We start from the raw sequence: 20,772 nt of genomic DNA on the forward strand, positions 1-20,772 counted from the left end.
AAAAACAATTCTATTCGATGCACTATAAAAGTTTAAACAAGCTTGCTCCAACTGTTTCCTTTGAAGATGCTGTAATTTTAGGTCTAGCCTCTGATAAAGGTTTATATTTTCCGGAAGAAATAAATCCACTACCTGCTTCATTTTTTGATAAAATTGAAACATTCACTAATGTTGAAATTGCATTTGCAGCGATAAAACAATTTGTTGGAAACGAAATTCCTGAAAACGATTTAAAACAAATTCTTGCTGAAACTTTAAATTTTGAATTTCCATTAACCAAAGTTGACGAAAATATTTTTTCATTAGAATTATACCACGGTCCAACAATGGCTTTTAAAGATGTTGGTGCACGTTTCATGGCGAGATGTCTGGCTTACTTTAACAAAAAAAAATCAGAACAAAAAAATACCATTTTGGTAGCAACATCAGGAGATACCGGCGGAGCTGTAGCTAGTGGCTTTTTAGGAGTAAAAAATGTTGAAGTCGTTATAGTATATCCAAGTGGAAAAGTAAGTGATGTTCAAGAACGTCAATTAACTACACTGGGTCAAAATATTACCGCATTAGAAGTTGATGGTGTTTTTGATGATTGTCAAGATATGGTAAAAAAAGCTTTTTTGGATGAAGATTTAGCTCATAAAAATTTAACTTCTGCCAATTCTATCAATGTTGCCAGATGGTTACCACAAATGTTTTATTTCTTTTTTGCTTATAAAGAGTTGAAAAAGCATAATAAACCACTTATTGTTTCTGTTCCAAGCGGTAATTTTGGAAATATTTGTGCCGCTATTTTAGCAAAAAAATTAGGCTTACCAATTCAACATTTTGTTGCTTCAACCAATGAAAATGATACAGTTCCTCGATTTATGACAACCGGAATATATACTCCAAAAACTTCTAAAGCTACTTTATCAAACGCAATGGATGTTGGAAATCCGAGCAATTTTATTCGAATTCAGGAATTATACAACAATGATATGAATGCTTTTAAAAATGATTTTTCATCGTATCATTTTTCAGATGATGAAACAATAGAAATCATGAAAAAAATATATTCAAAATTCAATTACATTACAGAACCTCATGGTGCAGTAGGTTATTTGGGGCTAAAGAAAGAATTAGCCAATAAGCCAAATTGCATCGGAATATTTTTAGAAACAGCACATCCCATTAAATTTTCGGATATTGTTGAATCAACTTTAGAGTTAAAATTACCTATTCCAAAACAGATTGAAAGTGTTTTAAATAAAGAAAAAAAGAGTCTAAAAATCAAATCTTACGATGATTTAAAAGATTTTTTAATCTGATCCAAATTCAAATTCCAAAACAACTAAATACCACATTTTTTCATGATTCAAATTAAACAACAAAAAGTACATTGCCCATTCGATGTAAAAAAGAAAATAATTTTTTTATATTTGGGTAATGAAAAGTAAATCAAATATCATTTCTTTTGTTTTTATCATTGCTTCGCTTTTTTTAGCTATCATTATGCATTTGGTATTGAGAGGAAGTTTTAAAAATGATTTTCATAGCTTAATAACTTTTCACTTCATCAAAGACGTAAGTTTTATTATTGCAGCTGGTTTGCTTCTTCGCTTTGTAATTGCACGAAACGACAAAAGAAACATCTCTATTCTAGAGCAACTTCAGACTATTAACAGTGAAATTAAAGATTCTAATGAACGGTATGACATTGTAGCAAAAGCAACCAGTGATACGATTTGGGATTGGAAAATTCAGGAAGATGAATTCGTATGGAACAAAGGAATTCATGGGATTTTTGGTTATAAAAAAGAAGATGTAGGCACAACTTCCAGCTGGTGGTTTGATCGAATTCATCCTGAAGACAGTTTAAAAATGTCTGTAAAACTCTATTCTTTTCTCGAACAAAAAACAGAACGATGGCAAGACGAATACCGTTTCAAATGTGCAGACGGAAGCTATAAATATGTTTTTGACAGAGGATTTTTAGTAAAAGACAAAGACGGAAAAGCCATCCGAATGATCGGAGCGATTCAAGACGTAACAAAACAAAAAGAAGAAGAACAACGCTTAAAATTATTGGAAACGGTAATTACACAAACCAAAGAAGCTGTGGTAATTACAGACACCGACACTTCAAATAATCCAATTCCCAACATCATATTTGTAAATCCCGCTTTTACTAAAATGACTGGTTATAAAGCACATGAAGTAATTGGAAAATCTCCAATAATGTTTTCTGGTGCAAAATCAGACATGGCCGAATTAGAAAGACTATCAACATCAATAAAGAACAACAAAGAATGTTTTATTGAAACTATTAGCTACAAAAAAAACGGAGAAGAATATTGGGTAAATTTTTCAATGATTCCGGTTACAAATAAAGAAGGAGAACACTCACACTGGATATCAATTCAACGTGACGTTACTAAAGAAAAAATTCAACAACGAGAACGTGAACAGTTGATTCGAGAATTAACACAAAACAATAAAGATTTAAAACAATTTTCATATATTACGTCTCACAACTTTAGAGCACCACTTTCAAATTTAACCGGGCTGCTACATTTATTAGAAGACGTTCCTATTGAAAACGAAGAGTTACAAGAAATTCTTAATGGTTTTAAACGCTCTACACATTTATTAAATGAAACAATTGAAGATTTGGTAAAAGTGGTTATAATCAAGGATAATCCGTCTATTTTGAAAGAAGATATTTCAATTAAAGAAATTTTTGAAAATGTATTTTTTCAATTAAATAACCAAATCAATCTTTATAAGCCAACAATAAAATTTGATATCGATGAAAATGTAACGATTCATATCAATAAAGCCTATATGGAAAGCATTATATTAAATTTAATGTCAAATGCTTTGAAATATAGATCATTGGATAAACCACCAAAAATTTCAATTAAAGCCACTGAAAAGGAAAATTTCGTAAATTTGATCATCAAAGACAATGGAATTGGCATTGATTTGAATAAAAATGGGGACAAAATTTTTGGTCTGTATCAACGATTTCATAATTATCCCGACAGCAAAGGCTTAGGATTATATCTTGTGAAATCACAAATTGAAGCCATGGGAGGCACAATTGAAGTTGAAAGTCAGGTTGGAAAAGGAACCCAATTTACACTAACCTTTATTAAAGAATAATGCTAAAAACCATACTGTGTGTAGACGATGACCCAATTACTTTAATGCTTTGCAAAAAAGTGATTAAAAAGGCTGAATTTAGCGAAGAAGTTTTGTTTGCCAACAATGGTCAAGAAGCAATTGATTTATTTCAAGCACTTGCTGATAAAAATCAAATTAATGAAATTTCTGAGCTTCCACAACTTATTTTTCTCGATTTAAATATGCCTGTAATGAGTGGATGGGAATTTCTTGACTTATTTAAAAACACTATTTCTAATAAATTTTCACAAACAAAAGTAATCATACTTTCATCAACGATTGATCCTGCAGACTATAATAAGGCTAAACAATATGATATTGTATCACATTTTTTATCAAAACCAATAACGGTAGAAATGCTTGAAAATTTAAAACCAATATATTCCTAAAACAAAAAAAGCTTTCCAAATAAATGGAAAGCTTTTTTATGATATATAACCTTGTAATTAATTATAACTTGGCAACGTGCTTAGTTAATTTTGATTTTAAGTTTGAAGCTTTATTGTCATGAATGATATTTTTCTTAGCTAATTTATCAATCATAGAGATTACAGCAGATAATTTTCCGGCTGCATCAGACTTTTCAGTTGCTAATCTTAATGCTTTGATTGCATTACGAGTAGTTTTATGTTGGTATCTGTTTAATACTCTTTTCTTTTCGTTGCTTCTGATTCTTTTTAAAGCTGACTTATGATTTGCCATTTTGTTTTTAATTTTAGATGTAATAATTTATAAATACTAGTTAAAAAAGAAAAACCTCCCACAATTGCAAAAACAATCACTTTGGTTTTAACTAATAAAATAGAAATCGAGACACCAATTTGTATTTTATAAAACTAATTTACAACTAATTTGTAGTCCGTAGGGGAATCGAACCCCTGTTACCAGGATGAAAACCTGGCGTCCTAACCCCTAGACGAACGGACCATTGATTCCTCTAGTTTAAGCTTTTCAATCTGTTCACTGAACTTGTAGCCCGTGGGGGAATCGAACCCCCCTTACCAGGATGAAAACCTGGCGTCCTAACCGATAGACGAACGGGCCAATTGCTAATTGCGAGTGCAAAAATACAACTATTTTTTATACTCGCAATAGTTATAAATTATTTTTTTAATTTTTTTTAATAAGCCTTAGCAAAAAGTACCCTTCCAACTGATGGTTTCCCACTAAACATGCAGACTCCGGCCTCTTCTACTCTATCCAAAGGAATACAGCGAATTGTTGCTTTGGTTAACTCTTTAATTTTTTCTTCAGTTTCCGGAGTTCCATCCCAATGAGCTGCAAAAAAGCCAGCTTTAGAGTCTAATAATTCTTTGAATTCTTCAAAACTATTTACCTCTGTAATGTGACTATTTCTATAATCTAATGCTTTGGCAAACATACTATTCTGAATAGTTTCTAATAAATTTTGAATATACGTTTCAATACCATCTTTTGCAACAACTTCTTTGGTTAACGTATCTCTTCTAGCCACTTCAAAAGTACCATTTTCCAGATCGTTTGGTCCAATTGCAATTCGAACAGGCACACCTTTTAATTCATATTCATTGAATTTAAATCCGGGTTTATGAGTAGTTCTGTTATCAAATTTTACAGAAATTTTTAATTTGCGTAGAGCCGAAACTAATTTATCAACTTCAGCTGTAATTGCTTCAAGTTGTTCGTCTGATTTATAAATTGGAACAATTACCACTTGAATTGGAGCCAAATTTGGAGGTAAAACCAAACCATTATCATCAGAATGCGTCATTACTAACGCCCCCATTAATCGAGTTGAAACACCCCACGAAGTTCCCCAAACATGTTCTTGCTTTCCTTCAGAATTAGCAAATTTCACATCAAATGCTTTGGCAAAATTTTGTCCTAAAAAGTGTGACGTACCCGCCTGAAGTGCTTTTCCATCCTGCATCAACGCTTCAATACAATAGGTTTCAACTGCACCTGCAAAACGCTCAGATTCAGTTTTAACTCCTTTTACAACCGGAATTGCCATGAAATTTTCTGCAAATTCAGCATACACATTCATCATTTTTACAGATTCTTCAATAGCTTCGGCTTGTGTTGCATGTGCTGTGTGACCTTCTTGCCACAAAAACTCAGCAGTTCGCAAAAACAAACGCGTCCTCATTTCCCAACGTACCACATTGGCCCATTGATTTATTAGCAAAGGTAAATCTCTATAGGACTGAATCCAATTTTTATAAGTACTCCAAATAATCGCTTCACTGGTTGGACGAACGATTAATTCTTCCTCCAATTTAGCATTAGGGTCAACCATTAATTTTCCTTTATTATCAGGATCGTTTTTAAGGCGATAATGCGTCACAATGGCACATTCTTTAGCAAATCCTTCTGCGTTTTTTTCCTCAGCTTCAAACATGCTTTTCGGCACAAATAGTGGAAAATAAGCATTAGAATGTCCAGTTTCTTTGAACATTCGATCTAATTCGGCCTGCATTTTTTCCCATATAGCATAGCCATAAGGTTTTATCACCATACAACCTCTAACACCCGAGTTTTCAGCTAAATCTGCTTTAACCACAAGTTCATTGTACCACTTTGAATAATCTTCGGATCTTTTCGTAAGGTTTTTGCTCATTTTGAATAATTTGGCATAAAAATTGTTTAACTAAAATTAACTAAATAGTTCGGCAAAACTAACTATTTTTGTAATAACAACAATAAAAATGCTACGATTATGAAAACTAATTTTTACTTCTCATCAAAAAATATTGCCCGCTCAGTTTTATTCTTTTCGGGAATGTTGTTAGTTTCTTGTGGTTCCTATCAAAATTCGTCTTACTATGACAATGATGGTGTTTACAGAGGTCCGGAAGGTAACAGACAAGTTGCAAATAACAATGATGAACAAAATAATACCAATCAAGCTTATCAAAATTATTTTAAATCAAAACAATTAAATGCTGAAGAGGAAGTATTTACAGATGTTGAAAGTTATTCTTCTGTGGAAGACTCTACTGTAACTTCTGAGAGAAATTATGATTCTTACGCGGCTTGGGGCTCAAATCCTTCCTCTGTAACTGTTAATGTATATGACAATAGTTGGGGATGGAATTATTGGAATAATTGGTATGGTCCAGGTTGGGGTTGGAACTCATGGTACGGCGGTGGCTGGGGATGGAATGTTGGCTGGGGATGGAACAATTGGTACGGCCCTGGATGGGGAATGGGATGGAATAATTGGTATGGTCCGGGATGGGGTTATGGCTGGTATGGAAATAGCTGGTATGGAAATGGTTGGAATAACGGTTATTACGGAAATAATTATGCCCATGTTAGAGGTAGAAGAACTGGCGGATATTACGGAAATAACTACCAAGGAAGATACAATAATAGAACATCCTATTCAACAAATGGCAGAACATCAACAAGAGATAATTTTGGCACTAGATCAAGAAATTCTTCTACCAGAAGCACACAAATTTCTCCAAGAAATTCAAATGGAACCCGAGAATATAATCCAGCTAACACCGGAACTCGAAATCCTTCAAACGTAGGAACAAGAAGCTCTACTCGCACTTCTACTCCTGCACCTAGAGTTAGAAATGATGCACCAACAAGAAGCACACCAAGCTCTTCACCTACATATTCAGGTTCAAGATCGAATTCAGGTGGATCATTTGGAGGTGGTCGTTCATCTGGCGGTGGCGGTGGCGGTGGTCGTTCATCCGGTGGCGGAGGCGGACGTGGCAGAGGTTAATCTAAAAAATAATCTAAAATACCTATGTTAAAACTTATCTTTTTACATGGGTATTTTTATGAAAAAAATAAAAAAATATGAAAAAGATTTTTATTACTTCCAGTTTACTTTTTGCAAGCTTTGTTTCTTTTGCACAGGAAATAACGCCGAATGAAGGATTGCGATACGCAATAGATAATTTAACGGGTTCTGCTCGCTTTAGAGCTATGAGTGGAGCTTTTGGTGCTGTTGGTGGAGATTTATCTGCTATCAATGTAAATCCTGCCGGTTCAGCTGTTTTTAATTATAACCAAGCAACCATTTCACTTAGCAATTACAACATTAGAAACAGTTCTACCTATTTTGGAACAAATACCATTGAAAACGATCACGATTTAGATATAAATCAAGCGGGTGCTGTTTTTGTTTTTAAAAACAATAATCCGTCAAACGGATGGAATAAGATTAGTTTTGCATTGAACTACGAAAATAATTCTAATTTTGATAATCAGTTTTACACTCGTGGTGTCAATCCAAACAACTCCATCGATGGCTATTTTCTACGATTTGCAAATGGATTGCCTAATGAAGGAGGCATTCGTTTAGAGGTTCTTGAAAATGCCTTTTTTGATCAATTAAGTTTCATAGATCAACAAGCTTATCTAGGTTATAATGCTTATATGTTCAATCCTGTTGATGGTGAAAATCTAGACAATAGTGTATACTTTTCAAATGTCCCAACAAATGGTAACTTTTACCAGGAAAATTACACTGTTGCAACTGGTTATAACGGAAAACTCACCGGAAACATTGCAACATCATTTAAAGACAGACTTTTTATCGGACTTAATTTGAATGCTCACTTTACAGATTTAACCAACACGATTTCCATTTATGAAGGCTATAATAACAATTCATCTACAGGACTTCGTTCTGTTCAATTTGATACTGAAACGTATACATACGGTGGTGGATTCTCTTTTGGTGTTGGAGCCATCGGGAAAATAACCGAAAGTTTACGACTAGGTTTAGCCTACGAATCTCCTACTTGGTATAATTTGAGTGATGAAGTTAGACAAAGAACAATTACTTATTGTGCAGACTGTGATCCAGATTTTAACCCGGTAATTTTTGATCCAAATGTAATTATGGTTTTTGAATCGTATAAAATTCAAACACCAAGTAAATTAACAGGGAGTTTTGCTTATGTTTTTGGTGAAAAAGGATTGATTAGTGTTGATTATTCTATGAAAGATTACAGCAATACAACATTTAGACCAAGAAGTGATGCTCATTTAGAATCTCTAAATAGCTTTATGACTGATAATTTAGACACAGCAGCCGAAATTAGAGTTGGTGGAGAAATTAAACACAAACAATGGAGTTTTAGAGGTGGTTATCGTTTTGAAGAAAGTCCATACAAAATTGATGTGGCCATGGGAGACCTTACGGGTTATTCCGGTGGTATTGGCTTTGATTTTGGCATTTCAAGATTAGATTTGGCTTATGCATATAGTAGAAGGAAAATGAATTTTGATTTAATTAGCTCGGGTTTGAGTGATGCTTCAAGATTAACGGCTATCAATAATAATGTAACATTGAGTTATACGATAAAATTCTAATGAACTTAAAATAATTCTGAAAAACCATTTGCGTAATGTGAATGGTTTTTTTATTTAATTCGATTAATCACAAATAAAACCGTAATTTTGCATCCCTTTTAAGATTAAAAAGAGAATAAAACAATGAGAACCAAATCGTTAAAGAAAAATAAAATCAACGTTATCACCTTAGGATGTTCTAAAAACGTGTATGACAGTGAAGTGCTGATGGGTCAACTAAAAGCCAGCGGAAAAGATGTTGTTCATGAGCAAGAAGGAAATATTGTAGTAATTAACACCTGTGGTTTTATTGACAATGCAAAGGCTGAATCGGTTAATACGATTTTGGAGTATGTTGAAAAGAAAAATCAAGGAATTGTAGATAAAGTTTTTGTAACCGGATGTTTATCAGAACGATACAAGCCGGATTTAGAAAAAGAAATTCCGAATGTTGATCAGTATTTCGGTACAACAGATTTGCCAATTTTACTAAAAGCATTAGGAGCCGATTATAAACACGAATTATTAGGTGAACGATTAACCACAACGCCAAAAAACTTTGCTTATTTAAAAATTGCCGAAGGGTGCGACCGTCCGTGTAGTTTTTGTGCCATTCCATTAATGCGTGGAAAACACGTTTCTCAACCTATTGAAAAATTGGTTAAAGAAGCAGAAGGTTTAGCAAAGAATGGTGTAAAGGAATTAATCTTAATTGCTCAAGATTTAACGTATTACGGTTTAGATTTATATAAAAAACGAAACTTAGCCGAGCTTTTAGAAAACTTGGTTAAAATTGAAGGAATTGAATGGATTCGTCTTCACTATGCCTTCCCTACCGGATTTCCGATGGATGTGTTAGAATTGATGAAAAACGAACCAAAAATTTGTAATTATATTGATATTCCGCTACAACATATTTCAGATAACATTCTGAAATCGATGCGACGTGGAACAACTCAAGAAAAAACAACCAAACTTTTAAAAGAATTTAGAGAAGCTGTTCCCGGAATGGCTATCAGAACCACTTTGATTGTTGGATATCCCGGTGAAACGGAAGAAGATTTTCAAATTTTGAAAAATTGGGTGGAAGAAATGCGTTTTGAACGTTTAGGATGTTTTGCCTATTCGCATGAAGAAAACACACACGCCTATTTATTGGAAGACGATGTTCCTGCCGAAGTGAAACAACAACGTGCTGCTGAAATCATGGATATTCAATCTCAAATTTCATGGGATTTGAATCAAGAAAAAATTGGTCAGACATTCAAATGTATCATCGACAGAAAAGAAGGACCATATTTTGTGGGAAGAACAGAATTTGACAGCCCTGATGTGGATAATGAAGTATTAATTGATGCTTCAAAATTTTACTTAAAAGTTGGCGATTTTAGTATGATAAAAATTATTGACGCTACTGAATTTGATTTGTACGGTGAACCTTTAAATACTTAGAATTATGAAAAAAATTGTATTAATACTATTCCTAATCGGATTTATTTTGCCTTCTACTGCTCAAATGAATAGAGGAATGAACCGTAGTGGAGGACTAAATGATATGTCGAGATATAGCAAAGGAGATCCGCAAAGAGAAAAAAAAGATCCGGTAGTAGAAACGATGAAATACTTAAAAGAAGAACTTTCGCTCGATAGTTTTCAGGAAGCTGCTGTTAAAAGTTATCTACTTGAAAACATTGCTGAAAGTGAAAAAATGAATGCGATTATGATTAATCCTGAAGAAAAAAGGGTGAAATTTGAAGAACTAAGAAAAGTCTTCGATGAAAAAACTAAAAGCATTTTAAGGCCGGATCAAGTAGAAAAATTTACAAAACTTTCTGAAGATGCTAAAGGAAACAAAAAATCAAAAAAGAAGAAGAAAAAAGAAGAGGAAAATTAGTTCCTCTTTTTTTATGAACTGACAAATATCATTAAATAGTTGCTTTTTACTAAGTAATTTAGAGGTATAAATTAATATCTAAAACTTTTACTTATGATTAGCAAACATCCTATACTAGAAGAGTTTCCTGAATATTCAGAAAAAATTAAAGATTTATATCATCACAATGAAGAATTTCAGGTTCTATTAGCTTCTTATCATTCTTTAGATAATGAAATTTTTGAAATTGAAAAAGGTGAAATCCCACTTAACGATGATGAATTAACCCACAAACGAAAAGATCGTGTTTTCTTGAAAGATGAAATTTATACTTATCTCCAAAAAAACTAAAAAAAGTCAGGAAGAAAATAAAATCTTCCTGACTTTTTAAAAATTTTATTTCAATTTTCTACAAGGGAATATTACCGTGTTTACGTTTTGGTAATTCTACTTCTTTGTGTTCGAGCATGCTAAAGGCTTTGAGTAATTTTTTACGCGTTTCATTCGGCAAAATTACTTCATCAATAAAACCACGTTGAGCTGCACGATAAGGAGTAGCAAATTTTTCGGCATATTCTGTTTCTTTTTCAATCAATTTTGCAGCCGGATCTTGAGCTTCGGCAATTTCTTTTTTAAAGATGATTTCACTGGCTCCTTTTGCTCCCATTACGGCAATTTCGGCAGTTGGCCACGCAAAATTCATGTCGGCACCAATGTGCTTGGAATTCATAACATCATACGCACCACCATAGGCTTTTCGTGTAATAACGGTTACTCTTGGCACAGTTGCTTCGCTTAAAGCGTATAATAATTTTGCTCCGTGACGAATGATTCCTGTCCATTCCTGATCAGTTCCGGGTAAAAATCCGGGTACATCAACCAAAACCAATAACGGAATGTTGAAGCAATCGCAAAAACGTGTAAATCGAGCCGCTTTTACGGAACTGTTTACATCTAAAACTCCTGCTAAATATAGCGGTTGATTAGCTACAATTCCAATACTTCGTCCACCTAAACGAGCAAAACCAACGATGATATTTTCGGCATAATTTTTATGAATTTCAAAGAAAGAATCTTCGTCAATTATTCCTTGAATCACTTCGTGCATATCATACGGCTTGTTTGGATTATCCGGAATAACATTCATCAATTGTTCCCGAATTTCATCATTCAAAACAAATGGAATTTTAGGCGTTTTTTCTTTATTGCTTTGTGGTAAATAACTCAATAATTTTTTCACATCTTCCAAACATTCTACATCATTGGCTGAAGTGGTGTGAGCAACTCCAGATTTAGTTGAATGTGTACTTGCTCCGCCTAATTCTTCGGAAGTAACGGTTTCGTTGGTTACGGTTTTCACAACATTCGGACCTGTAACAAACATATAACTGGTGTTTTCTACCATCATTGTAAAATCAGTCATAGCAGGAGAATAAACCGCTCCGCCTGCACATGGTCCCATAATTGCAGAAATTTGTGGGATGATTCCACTTGATTTTACATTACGAAAAAAGATATCGGCATAACCCCCAAGCGAACGAACTCCTTCTTGAATTCTCGCACCACCGGAATCATTCAACCCAATCATTGGTGCTCCTGTTTTGAGTGCCATGTCCATCACTTTGCATATTTTTTCGGCATGTGTTTCAGATAAAGCACCACCAAAAACAGTGAAATCTTGTGCAAAAACAAATACTAATCGGCCATTGACAGTACCATAACCGGTGATTACTCCATCGCCGTAGTATTGTTCGTTTTCCATACCGAAATCGGTGGTTCGGTGTGTGACTAATGCATCAATTTCTTCAAAAGAACCTTCGTCCATTAAATAATTTACACGTTCCCGAGCAGTTAATTTTTTCTTAGCATGTTGGGTTTCAATTCTTTTTTTACCGCCACCTAATTGTGCTTCGGCTAATTTATCTTGTAATTCTTTTATCTTATTTTCCATGCTTATTGAATTGGTAAACGAACTATTTTTTGGTCTTCAAGGTATTGTTTTAAGGCAATTAGAGCGGCAATTTCGGCTTCTTTACTATGTTGTTCGTTCAATTTATCGGTATCATAATAATTTTTGACAAAATGAGTATCAAAATTTCCGGAACGAAATGCTTCATGTTCACAAACTAATTTCCCAAAAGGTAAAGTGGTTTGAACTCCATGCACTTTATAATTATCTATCGCATAAATCATTTTTTGAATGGCTTCTGAACGTGTTTCTCCGTAGGTAATTAATTTGGCTAACATGGGGTCATAATAAATTGGAACATCCATTCCTTGCTCATAGCCATTATCCACACGAATTCCTTCGCCTTCAGGCAATTTATACTCTTCTAAATGCCCAACACTTGGTAAAAAATCATTCAATGTATCTTCTGCATACACTCTCAATTCTAATGCATGACCTTTTATCTGCAAATCTTCTTGTTTGATTGATAAAACTTCACCTCTAGCCACTCGAATTTGCATTTCTACTAAATCAACACCAGTAATTAATTCCGTTACCGGATGTTCCACTTGCAAACGTGTATTCATTTCCAGAAAGTAAAAATTATGATTTTCATCTAACAAAAATTCAACTGTTCCGGCTCCTAGATAATCACATGATTTGGCAACCAAAACGGCAGCTTCGCCCATTTTTTTTCGCAATTCCGGTGTCAACACAACTGAAGGAGCTTCTTCCACTACTTTTTGATGACGCCGTTGAATGCTACATTCTCTTTCAAATAAATACAAAATATTTCCGTGAGCATCGGCCATAATTTGAATTTCGATATGACGTGGAGATGCCACATATTTTTCGACAAACACAGAACCATCGCCAAAGGCAGAAGTTGCTTCACTGATAGCACGGTTCATTTGCGATTCAAAATCGGCTTCTTTTTCAACTACTCGCATCCCTTTTCCACCACCTCCGGCAGAAGCTTTGATTAAGATTGGGAAACCAATTTTTGCGGCTACTTCTTTTGCTTTTCCAACATCAGTAATTGCTTTATCATAACCGGGAACCATCGGAATATCATAGGCTTTCACCGCTTCTTTTGCGGCTAATTTGCTTCCCATGATGTGAATGGCTTTTGATTTTGGTCCGATAAAAATGATGTCATTTTTTTCTGCTTCTTCGGCAAAAACAGCATTTTCACTTAAAAATCCGTATCCGGGATGAATTGCATCAACACCTAATGATTTGGCAACTTCTATGATTTTACTTCCCAATAAATACGATTGATTGGAAGGTGACTCGCCTATCCAAACTGCTCCATCGGCAAATTTTACGTGAGGAGCATTTCTGTCAATTGTAGAATAAACAGCTACGGTTTTAATTCCCATTTTTTGAGCCGTTTTCATCACTCGAATCGCAATTTCTCCTCGATTAGCAACTAATATTTTTGTTATTTTTTTCATTTGTCTTTAATTTCTTCTGAATTCTAATTTCTGAATTCTACCTTATAAATTTACTCAAACTCAATCAACAATTGTCCTTTATCTACTGCATCGCCTTTGGCAACTGAAATAGATTTGATTTTACCATTTCTTGGTGAAGCAAAACTATTTTCCATTTTCATGGCTTCTAAAATGATTAGGTTGTCGCCTTCTTTCACTTCTTGGCCAACCGAAACATTGATTTCGAGAATCAATCCAGGCATCGGAGCTTTGATGGCATTGATTTGTTTAGTTTTACCAACTTCAAATCCCATTTCTTTGATTAAAATATCCAGTGGATTTTCAATTACAACGGTATAAGAATTTTGGTTAACCTCAACAGTATAGGTTTTTTTTAGAAAATCTGTTTCTAAAATTATTGCTGTAAACGGTTTGTGATTATGAAGAATGTGAAATTGTGATGATGAAGTAACTACTGCATCTAATTGCAAAAGATCTTGCTCTGTTTTTTCAAAGGTATCACTCTGATTGACTGAAAGTCTGAATTTTTGATTCATACATGTATTTTTGAATGAGGTAAAAATACACAATTATAACGTTTTCGTAAAGGATATTATTTAGAATTTCGCTAATTTAGTATAGCCAACTACAAAAATTAAACATTTATTTTTTTAAAACCATTAAGAAATTAAGGCTAATTAAGATTATAACTCATAAAACGAGTAAACCAGCATTTCGAAGCGATTTAATTGATTTGGCATACCAAAATAATTCAAAATCTTCAAAACGAGTTTCGAAATCTTCTTTTAGATGTGAAAAAGTAAAAGTTTTAGAATTAGAGATTGAAATTTTTTCGAGAATTTCCATCAACCAAATTGCTTTTTCTTTTTCTAATGAAATTTCAACAGTTTCAATTTTGGTATGAAAAGTCAATTTTGTCATTTCCCACGACTGGCCTTTTTTGGATTTTGTAAATTCTTCAGCGGATGGCTTTCCTCCTATCCAAACAATTTTTGAAGTTGGTTTAGTGTTGAAATTCTCTTCTTTTTCCAAACAAGAAATAATATAATCAGGAGCGATTTTTGTTTTTGGAATTTTAAAGTCGAACCATTCTTGCAACTCATAGTCAAAACAAATTCCGTGCATATAATTAAAGAGTGATTTCTTTAATCCGAAGCTGAATTTGTCATGATTAATTCCGGTTTTGTCTGTAAACTGAATATCGTTGTTGGCAAAAGTCACATCGTTTTGTTGCGGAATGACACCAAACTCTTCGGGAAACATTCCAACCGGACTGTGAGCCGTCATCGCAAATTGATGCCAAAAACCGGATTGTAAAACACCTAATTCAAACAATTGTCTTACCATTTCGAGACTATCGACCGTTTCTTGAATCGTTTGGGTTGGATAGCCATACATCAAATAGGCATGCACCATGATGCCTGATTCGGTGAAATTTCGGGTAACTTGAGCCACTTGTTCTACTGTTACTCCTTTTTTGATGAGTTCGAGTAATCGGTCGGATGCCACTTCCAATCCTCCAGAAACGGCAATACAACCGGAAGCTTTTAATAGCTGACACAAATCGGCTGTAAAACTTTTTTCAAAACGAATGTTTGTCCACCAACTTAACGTTAATTTTCGTCGGAGAATTTCCAATGCTACTTCACGCATCAAAGCCGGAGGAGCTGCTTCATCCACAAAATGGAATCCGTTTTCGCCAGTTTGAGCAATAAGTTCTTCCATTCTATCTACCAATAATTTGGCTGCGATTGGTTCATACAATTTAATATAATCAAGTGAAATGTCGCAAAATGTACATTTTCCCCAATAGCAACCGTGAGCCATCGTGAGTTTATTCCAACGCCCATCGCTCCATAAACTGTGCATAGGATTGGCAATTTCGATTACGGAAATGTAATTGTCTAATTGCAAATCGGAATAATCGGGTGTTCCGACTTCGGATTGTTTGTAGTCTTGTTGTTGCGAATTGTTTTTGTAGATTACTTCATTGTTTTCGAGAAGAAATGTTCTTTTGTATTGGTTGGAAGAGATTCTTCCTTCGTCAGAATGACAAACTGAGCGATGTAAAAGTTCAATTGGTAATTCTCCATCATCCAAAGTAATAAAATCGAAAAATTCAAAAACCCGTTTATCTTTTAAATCGCGTAATTCGGTATTGGGAAAACCACCTCCCATCGACGTTTTTATGTTTGGAAAATTGGTTTTAATAAATTGAGCACATCTAAAAGCACTGTATAAATTTCCCGGAAACGGAACCGAAAGACAAACTAGTTTAGGTTGAATTTCAATAAGTTTTTTGTTTAAAATGGAAAGCGTAATTTCATCAATAAACGTTAATTTTTGGTTTAATTGATGGTATAATTCGTCAAAGGAATTGGCACTTCGCCCTAATCGTTCGGCATAACGACTGAAACCGAAATTTTCATCGACGCAAGCGACAATATAATCGGATAAATCTTCGAGATACAAGGTGGCTAAATGTTTTGCTTTGTCTTGCATTCCCATAGTTCCGAAGGCATATTCCATGTCATCCAACTGCTCAAAACGAGAAGCTTCGGGAAGAAAATTTCCGGAACAAATTTGACGAGCTATGGTTGGATTTTTTCCTTGAAGAAAAGTAATGACAACATCGATTGTTTGGATATAATCATTTTGTAAAGCATAAATTCTTTCACAATTCTCATCAACTTGAAACTTCAAACTTGAAACTTGAAACACTTTTTCTAACCCTTTTTTTGAAAAAATTTCCAAAATCACTTCGATACCTAAATCCATCTGAAAAGAGGAAATGCTTTTGGTATTAAGAAAACCTTTCAAATAGGCTGTGGCCGGATACGGTGTATTCAGTTGGGTGAAAGGCGGTGTGATGAGGAGGAGGTTTTTCAAAGGGATTTTTTTACAAAAATAGATTTTTTTTACATATAGTTTTCATAACGTTTCTTTAATAAGAAAATAAGTATATTTGTAATTATTTCTATTTTTTTTTCTAATGAAAGTATTAATTTATACCATTCTATTATTAGTTTCAAGTTTTGTTTTAGGCCAAAATAAATCTTCTTCAATAGGTTTTATTGAAAACAAAGGACAAATTGTTGATCAAAAAGGAAGACCTAATCTAGCTGTAAAGTATCTTTTAAATACAAATGGTTTGAATGTTCAATTGAGAGAAAATGGATTTTCGTATGATGTTTATGAGGTTGAGAAAAAAAGAGAAGATTTGAAAAAAATTAGCATTATAAATCCCGAAATTGATTACATCTCAAAAAATCCTGAAGTCACTACTAAATATTCTGTTCATAGAGTAGATATTGATTTTTTAAATGCAAATCTAAATACGAAAATTATAGGTGAACAAAAATCTAGTAGTTTTAACAACTATTTTAATTTATCACATAATGTTGAGGGTATAAGTAATATTTATAATTATCAAAAAATAATTTATAAAAACTTATATCAAAACATAGATGTTGTTTTTTTTATACCAAATGATTCTACGAAAGTATTTGAATATAATTTCATCATTAAGCCTGGCGGCAAAATTTCAGACATACAATTTAAAATAAATGGGGTAAAAAACGATTTATATAATAATAAAATTAAAATGGATCTTCGTTTTGGCCAAATGGAAGAAACAATTCCATTGAGCTGGGTTGAATTAGAAAAATCTAATTCTGAAATTGTTATAAATTATAAAAAAATTAAAAAAAATGTTTATGGCTTTCAAGGTGATATCGACTTGTCAAATAAAACAATTGTTATTGACCCTGTTCCAATTCGATTATGGGGAACATACTATGGAGGTACAGGTCAAGAAATGTCTGGCACTTTAAATGTAGATAGTAATAACAACATAATATTAACAGGGGGTACAGGAAGTGCTACCAACATTGCTAGTGCAGGTCCTAATATTAGTGGCTATAATTCAGGTGGTGCTTTTATTTCAAAGTTTAACACTGACGGGGAATTTCTGTGGGGTTCCTATTATCCTTTTGGTACAGGTTTAGTATTAGATAATCAAGACAACATGTATTTATTTGGAAATGTTTTAAATGCAAATCCCTTTATACCATCACCTGGATGTCATCAGCCTATAAAAGATCAATATAACTCGGGCTATTTAATAAAACTAAACAACTTAGGTGTTAAGCAATGGGGTACTTACTATGGCGGAAATCAAAATGAATATATAAATGGTCTATCTGTTGACACAAATGGAAATATTTATATTGTCGGAGAAACGAATAGTACCGATAATTTCGCAACACCGGGTGCCTTTCAAATGGAAAAAGCTTCTCCAGGATATCTCTCAACAGGTTTTGTTGCAAAGTTTGACTCACAAGGAAATAGAATTTGGAGTACCTTTTATGGCGGTGAATTTGCAGATGGGTTTACAGAATGTTCAATTTCCTCGGATGGTTACCTTTATGCTATTGGTTCCCATAATTCAACAAATCCTGATAGTAATATTACAACACCTGGATCATATCAACCAACTTCTACTGAATTTGGTGGTTTGATTGTTAAATTTGATTTTAATGGCAGTAGAATTTGGGGAACTTTTATTGCAGATAGAACATACATTTTTGGTGCTAAATTAAAAAATGATCACTTAGTTATGTATGGTATAGGGATAAATAATTATGGATTAGGAACTCCAGGAACGATGAATGAAAATTATATAAGTCCTCTTCCTCAAGGATCAATACTTTCTTCAGGTAATAATATTACCATTATCAAATTTAATCTTCAAACTCAACAATACGTTTGGGGAACTTATTTCTTTGAATATATAGCTTCTTTAGATATAGATTCTTCAGATAACATATTTTTTTCAGGCTATACAGGCATAAATGACGGACTAACTACTCCAGACACATATATGCCAGTAAAAACCAACTATCATAAATCTTTTTTAATTAAATTGAATCCTTTTGGTCAAAAAATTTGGGGAACTTATTATGGAGGCAATTTAGCCGAACAATTGGGGGTAACAAGAATTGATTTAAATAACGATATATACTTATATGGAAACACTAACGGTAGCACTGCTGGAATTGCTACAGATGGAGCTCATCAATCAACTCTTGGTTCAAATCCTGATACTTATATAGTTAAATTTAGAGACTGTCAATCAACAACCAATGCAACCAGCAACACTCCAACTTGTATCGGTAGCAACCTCGAACTTAATGCAACAGGTGGTACTAATTATCTTTGGAATGGTCCAAATGGGTTTACCTCTACGTTACAAAATCCAATCATAACAAATGTAAATTCTACTCATAGCGGACAGTATAGTTGTGAAATTACCGGTACTGGAGATTGTGATAATACAATAACCATTGATGTTCTTGTTGGAGATACTCTAGCTCCAATACCCAATCTTTCTAATTTACCAGTAATAAACGGTGATTGCAATACCGTAATTACAAACATTCCAACAGCAAATGACAATTGCTCGGAAACTATTATCGCTACAACAACTTCTTCACTAGATTTTTCAAATTCAGGAAATTACAGTATTACTTGGAAGTATGATGACGGTAATGGAAATACTAGCACTCAAATTCAAAATATTGTTATTAGCCAGGTAGCACTTCCAGCAGGAAATAATCAACAAACCTTTTGCATCCAAGAAAATGCTACTTTAAATGACATTTTAATTACTGGACAAAATATCACTTGGTATGACAGCCAATTAAATGGAAATATCTTAGCTAACAATACTCCTTTACAAAACGCAACAAATTATTATGCTTCTCAAACAATCAACAGCTGTGAAAGTGATAGAATAGAAATAGCGGTCGTCATCAACAATACCGCACCAGTAACTGGTTCAACAAACCAAAATTTTTGCTCTACTGAAAACGCCACTTTACAAACAATAATTGTAAATGGCACAGACATTCTTTGGTATGGAAGCAATACAAGCACAACACCACTTCCCGATTCTACTTTATTGATTGATAACACGACTTATTTTGCTACACAAACGCTCAATGGTTGTGAAAGCACAACTAGGTTTGCCGTTTCAATAAATTTAATCAACACTTTAAATGCCACTGATTATACTGAATCTATTTGTGATGATTTAAATGATGGAAATGAGATTATTGATTTAACAAGCTATAATTTAGAACTAATAGCTTCTAACGGAAATGTTTTCCATTATTATCATTCACTAAATGGTGCTGAAAATCAAATTAGTTCAGATGAAATTGCAAACACAACCAATTTTGAACTTGTAACCGGAAATAAAATTATCTATGTTCGGATTGATTCTCCAAACACTTGTTTTCAAATTATAGAATTGGATTTGACACTTTATAGTAAGCCCATAATCGAAATTAATGACATCATGCCTATTTGTGATGGCAATGAAATTACAATCAATGCCGGAAATAGTTTTGATAACTACATTTGGTCAACAGGAGAAAGCACTTCTTCCATCATCGTTTCTCAACCCGGAAATTATGATGTTACAGTTAGCGAAATACATGGAACTTTGATTTGCACTTCTACAAAAAACTTCACAGTAGTTTTATCAAATCCTGCTACAATTACTAATATTGAAACCAAAGATTGGACAACTAGTGAAAACATTATTCAGATTGCAGCTTCAGGATTAGGCAATTATGAATACTCTCTGGATAATATAAATTTTCAGGATTCTAATCTTTTTACCAACCTACCAAGTGGAGAATATATGGTTTATGTTCGAGACAAAAATGATTGTGGGACAGTTGATGAGGAAGTTTACTTATTGATGTATCCTCTGTTTTTCACACCAAATGGTGATGGCTATAATGACAAATGGAAAATTAAATTTTCTGAAATTGAACCAAATATGATAGTTGCAATTTTTGATAGATACGGAAAATTCATCCAACAATTAGGTGCTAATTCTGAAGGTTGGGATGGAACATTTGTTGGAAATCATCTTCCATCAAGTGATTATTGGTTTGTTGTTACTCGTGAAAATGGAAAAGAATACCATGGTCATTTTTCTTTGAAAAGGTAATCTG

Annotated in this window: 15 protein-coding genes and 2 tRNA genes; 9 read left to right on the plus strand and 8 right to left on the minus strand. The window is 33.5% G+C overall.

From position 1 onward, the window contains the following. Positions 1–17: 17 nt before the first annotated feature. The 3 genes from thrC to AC23MC_RS08100 all read left to right on the plus strand — a co-directional run bounded on the left by thrC (position 18) and on the right by AC23MC_RS08100 (position 3,554). Complete coding sequence (gene thrC, locus AC23MC_RS08090; protein WP_487567972.1) at positions 18–1,307, plus strand: threonine synthase; 1,290 nt, start codon at positions 18–20, stop codon at positions 1,305–1,307. Between the two features lie 118 nt (positions 1,308–1,425). Continuing rightward, positions 1,426–3,144, plus strand: a complete 1,719-nt coding sequence (locus AC23MC_RS08095; RefSeq protein WP_487567971.1) for a PAS domain-containing sensor histidine kinase — start codon at positions 1,426–1,428, stop codon at positions 3,142–3,144. Then, positions 3,144–3,554, plus strand: coding sequence for a response regulator (locus AC23MC_RS08100; protein WP_487567970.1), 411 nt, complete (start codon positions 3,144–3,146; stop codon positions 3,552–3,554). Before AC23MC_RS08095 ends, AC23MC_RS08100 begins: the two co-directional genes overlap by 1 nt. Positions 3,555–3,615: 61 nt before the next feature. Here AC23MC_RS08100 and rpsT read toward each other — a convergent pair whose 3' ends face one another. The 4 genes from rpsT to proS all read right to left on the minus strand — a co-directional run bounded on the left by rpsT (position 3,616) and on the right by proS (position 5,764). Next, entirely contained in the window at positions 3,616–3,867 is a 252-nt protein-coding gene (rpsT, locus tag AC23MC_RS08105) for a 30S ribosomal protein S20 (protein WP_248433159.1), read from the minus strand. Between the two features lie 153 nt (positions 3,868–4,020). Next, a tRNA-Glu gene (locus AC23MC_RS08110) sits at positions 4,021–4,092 on the minus strand. A 45-nt stretch (positions 4,093–4,137) separates the two neighbouring features. Next, positions 4,138–4,209, minus strand: a tRNA-Glu gene (locus AC23MC_RS08115). Positions 4,210–4,285: 76 nt separating this feature from the next. After that, positions 4,286–5,764 carry a proline--tRNA ligase gene (gene proS, locus AC23MC_RS08120; protein WP_487567969.1) on the minus strand — a complete coding sequence of 493 codons (1,479 nt, stop codon included), beginning with the start codon at positions 5,762–5,764 and terminating at the stop codon, positions 4,286–4,288. Positions 5,765–5,863: 99 nt separating this feature from the next. Here proS and AC23MC_RS08125 point away from each other — a divergent pair, with 99 nt between their 5' ends. From AC23MC_RS08125 to AC23MC_RS08145, 5 genes are all read left to right on the plus strand, one after another. Further along, positions 5,864–6,886: a hypothetical protein gene (locus tag AC23MC_RS08125; RefSeq protein WP_487567968.1), complete on the plus strand. Its 1,023-nt coding sequence runs from the start codon at positions 5,864–5,866 to the stop codon at positions 6,884–6,886. Positions 6,887–6,963: 77 nt separating this feature from the next. Next, the gene (locus tag AC23MC_RS08130) at positions 6,964–8,487 is read left to right on the plus strand and encodes an OmpP1/FadL family transporter (RefSeq protein ID WP_487567967.1); all 1,524 of its coding nucleotides are present in this window, start codon (positions 6,964–6,966) and stop codon (positions 8,485–8,487) included. Positions 8,488–8,610: 123 nt separating this feature from the next. Further along, positions 8,611–9,918: a 30S ribosomal protein S12 methylthiotransferase RimO gene (rimO, locus tag AC23MC_RS08135; RefSeq protein ID WP_487567966.1), complete on the plus strand. Its 1,308-nt coding sequence runs from the start codon at positions 8,611–8,613 to the stop codon at positions 9,916–9,918. 4 nt (positions 9,919–9,922) lie between these two features. Continuing rightward, a complete protein-coding gene (locus tag AC23MC_RS08140) occupies positions 9,923–10,360 on the plus strand; it encodes a hypothetical protein (RefSeq protein WP_487567965.1) in 438 nt (145 codons plus the stop codon). 93 nt (positions 10,361–10,453) lie between these two features. Further along, complete coding sequence (locus tag AC23MC_RS08145; protein ID WP_487567964.1) at positions 10,454–10,690, plus strand: HP1242/YdcH family protein; 237 nt, start codon at positions 10,454–10,456, stop codon at positions 10,688–10,690. 58 nt (positions 10,691–10,748) lie between these two features. Here the strand turns inward: AC23MC_RS08145 and AC23MC_RS08150 are convergent, their stop codons facing one another. The 4 genes from AC23MC_RS08150 to AC23MC_RS08165 all read right to left on the minus strand — a co-directional run bounded on the left by AC23MC_RS08150 (position 10,749) and on the right by AC23MC_RS08165 (position 16,633). After that, positions 10,749–12,290, minus strand: a complete 1,542-nt coding sequence (locus tag AC23MC_RS08150) for an acyl-CoA carboxylase subunit beta (RefSeq protein ID WP_487567963.1) — start codon at positions 12,288–12,290, stop codon at positions 10,749–10,751. A 2-nt stretch (positions 12,291–12,292) separates the two neighbouring features. Further along, positions 12,293–13,735: an acetyl-CoA carboxylase biotin carboxylase subunit gene (locus tag AC23MC_RS08155; RefSeq protein ID WP_487567993.1), complete on the minus strand. Its 1,443-nt coding sequence runs from the start codon at positions 13,733–13,735 to the stop codon at positions 12,293–12,295. A gap of 59 nt (positions 13,736–13,794) precedes the next feature. Then, entirely contained in the window at positions 13,795–14,280 is a 486-nt protein-coding gene (locus tag AC23MC_RS08160) for an acyl-CoA carboxylase biotin carboxyl carrier protein subunit (RefSeq protein ID WP_487567962.1), read from the minus strand. 154 nt (positions 14,281–14,434) lie between these two features. Next, on the minus strand, positions 14,435–16,633 hold the full coding sequence (locus AC23MC_RS08165; protein ID WP_487567961.1) for a B12-binding domain-containing radical SAM protein: 2,199 nt from the start codon (positions 16,631–16,633) through the stop codon (positions 14,435–14,437). Between the two features lie 103 nt (positions 16,634–16,736). Here AC23MC_RS08165 and AC23MC_RS08170 point away from each other — a divergent pair, with 103 nt between their 5' ends. Then, entirely contained in the window at positions 16,737–20,768 is a 4,032-nt protein-coding gene (locus AC23MC_RS08170; protein ID WP_487567960.1) for a DUF7948 domain-containing protein, read from the plus strand. Positions 20,769–20,772 lie beyond the last annotated feature (4 nt).

The sequence above is a fragment of the Flavobacterium sp. T50_26 genome (genome assembly GCF_057652995.1).

Coding starts and splice junctions, on each gene's coding strand:
- thrC (WP_487567972.1), top strand. CDS start 18: ATGCACTATAAAAGTTTAAACAAGCTTGCTCCAACTGTTTCCTTTGAA.
- AC23MC_RS08095 (WP_487567971.1), top strand. CDS start 1,426: ATGAAAAGTAAATCAAATATCATTTCTTTTGTTTTTATCATTGCTTCG.
- AC23MC_RS08100 (WP_487567970.1), top strand. CDS start 3,144: ATGCTAAAAACCATACTGTGTGTAGACGATGACCCAATTACTTTAATG.
- rpsT (WP_248433159.1), bottom strand. CDS start 3,867: ATGGCAAATCATAAGTCAGCTTTAAAAAGAATCAGAAGCAACGAAAAG.
- proS (WP_487567969.1), bottom strand. CDS start 5,764: ATGAGCAAAAACCTTACGAAAAGATCCGAAGATTATTCAAAGTGGTAC.
- AC23MC_RS08125 (WP_487567968.1), top strand. CDS start 5,864: ATGAAAACTAATTTTTACTTCTCATCAAAAAATATTGCCCGCTCAGTT.
- AC23MC_RS08130 (WP_487567967.1), top strand. CDS start 6,964: ATGAAAAAGATTTTTATTACTTCCAGTTTACTTTTTGCAAGCTTTGTT.
- rimO (WP_487567966.1), top strand. CDS start 8,611: ATGAGAACCAAATCGTTAAAGAAAAATAAAATCAACGTTATCACCTTA.
- AC23MC_RS08140 (WP_487567965.1), top strand. CDS start 9,923: ATGAAAAAAATTGTATTAATACTATTCCTAATCGGATTTATTTTGCCT.
- AC23MC_RS08145 (WP_487567964.1), top strand. CDS start 10,454: ATGATTAGCAAACATCCTATACTAGAAGAGTTTCCTGAATATTCAGAA.
- AC23MC_RS08150 (WP_487567963.1), bottom strand. CDS start 12,290: ATGGAAAATAAGATAAAAGAATTACAAGATAAATTAGCCGAAGCACAA.
- AC23MC_RS08160 (WP_487567962.1), bottom strand. CDS start 14,280: ATGAATCAAAAATTCAGACTTTCAGTCAATCAGAGTGATACCTTTGAA.
- AC23MC_RS08170 (WP_487567960.1), top strand. CDS start 16,737: ATGAAAGTATTAATTTATACCATTCTATTATTAGTTTCAAGTTTTGTT.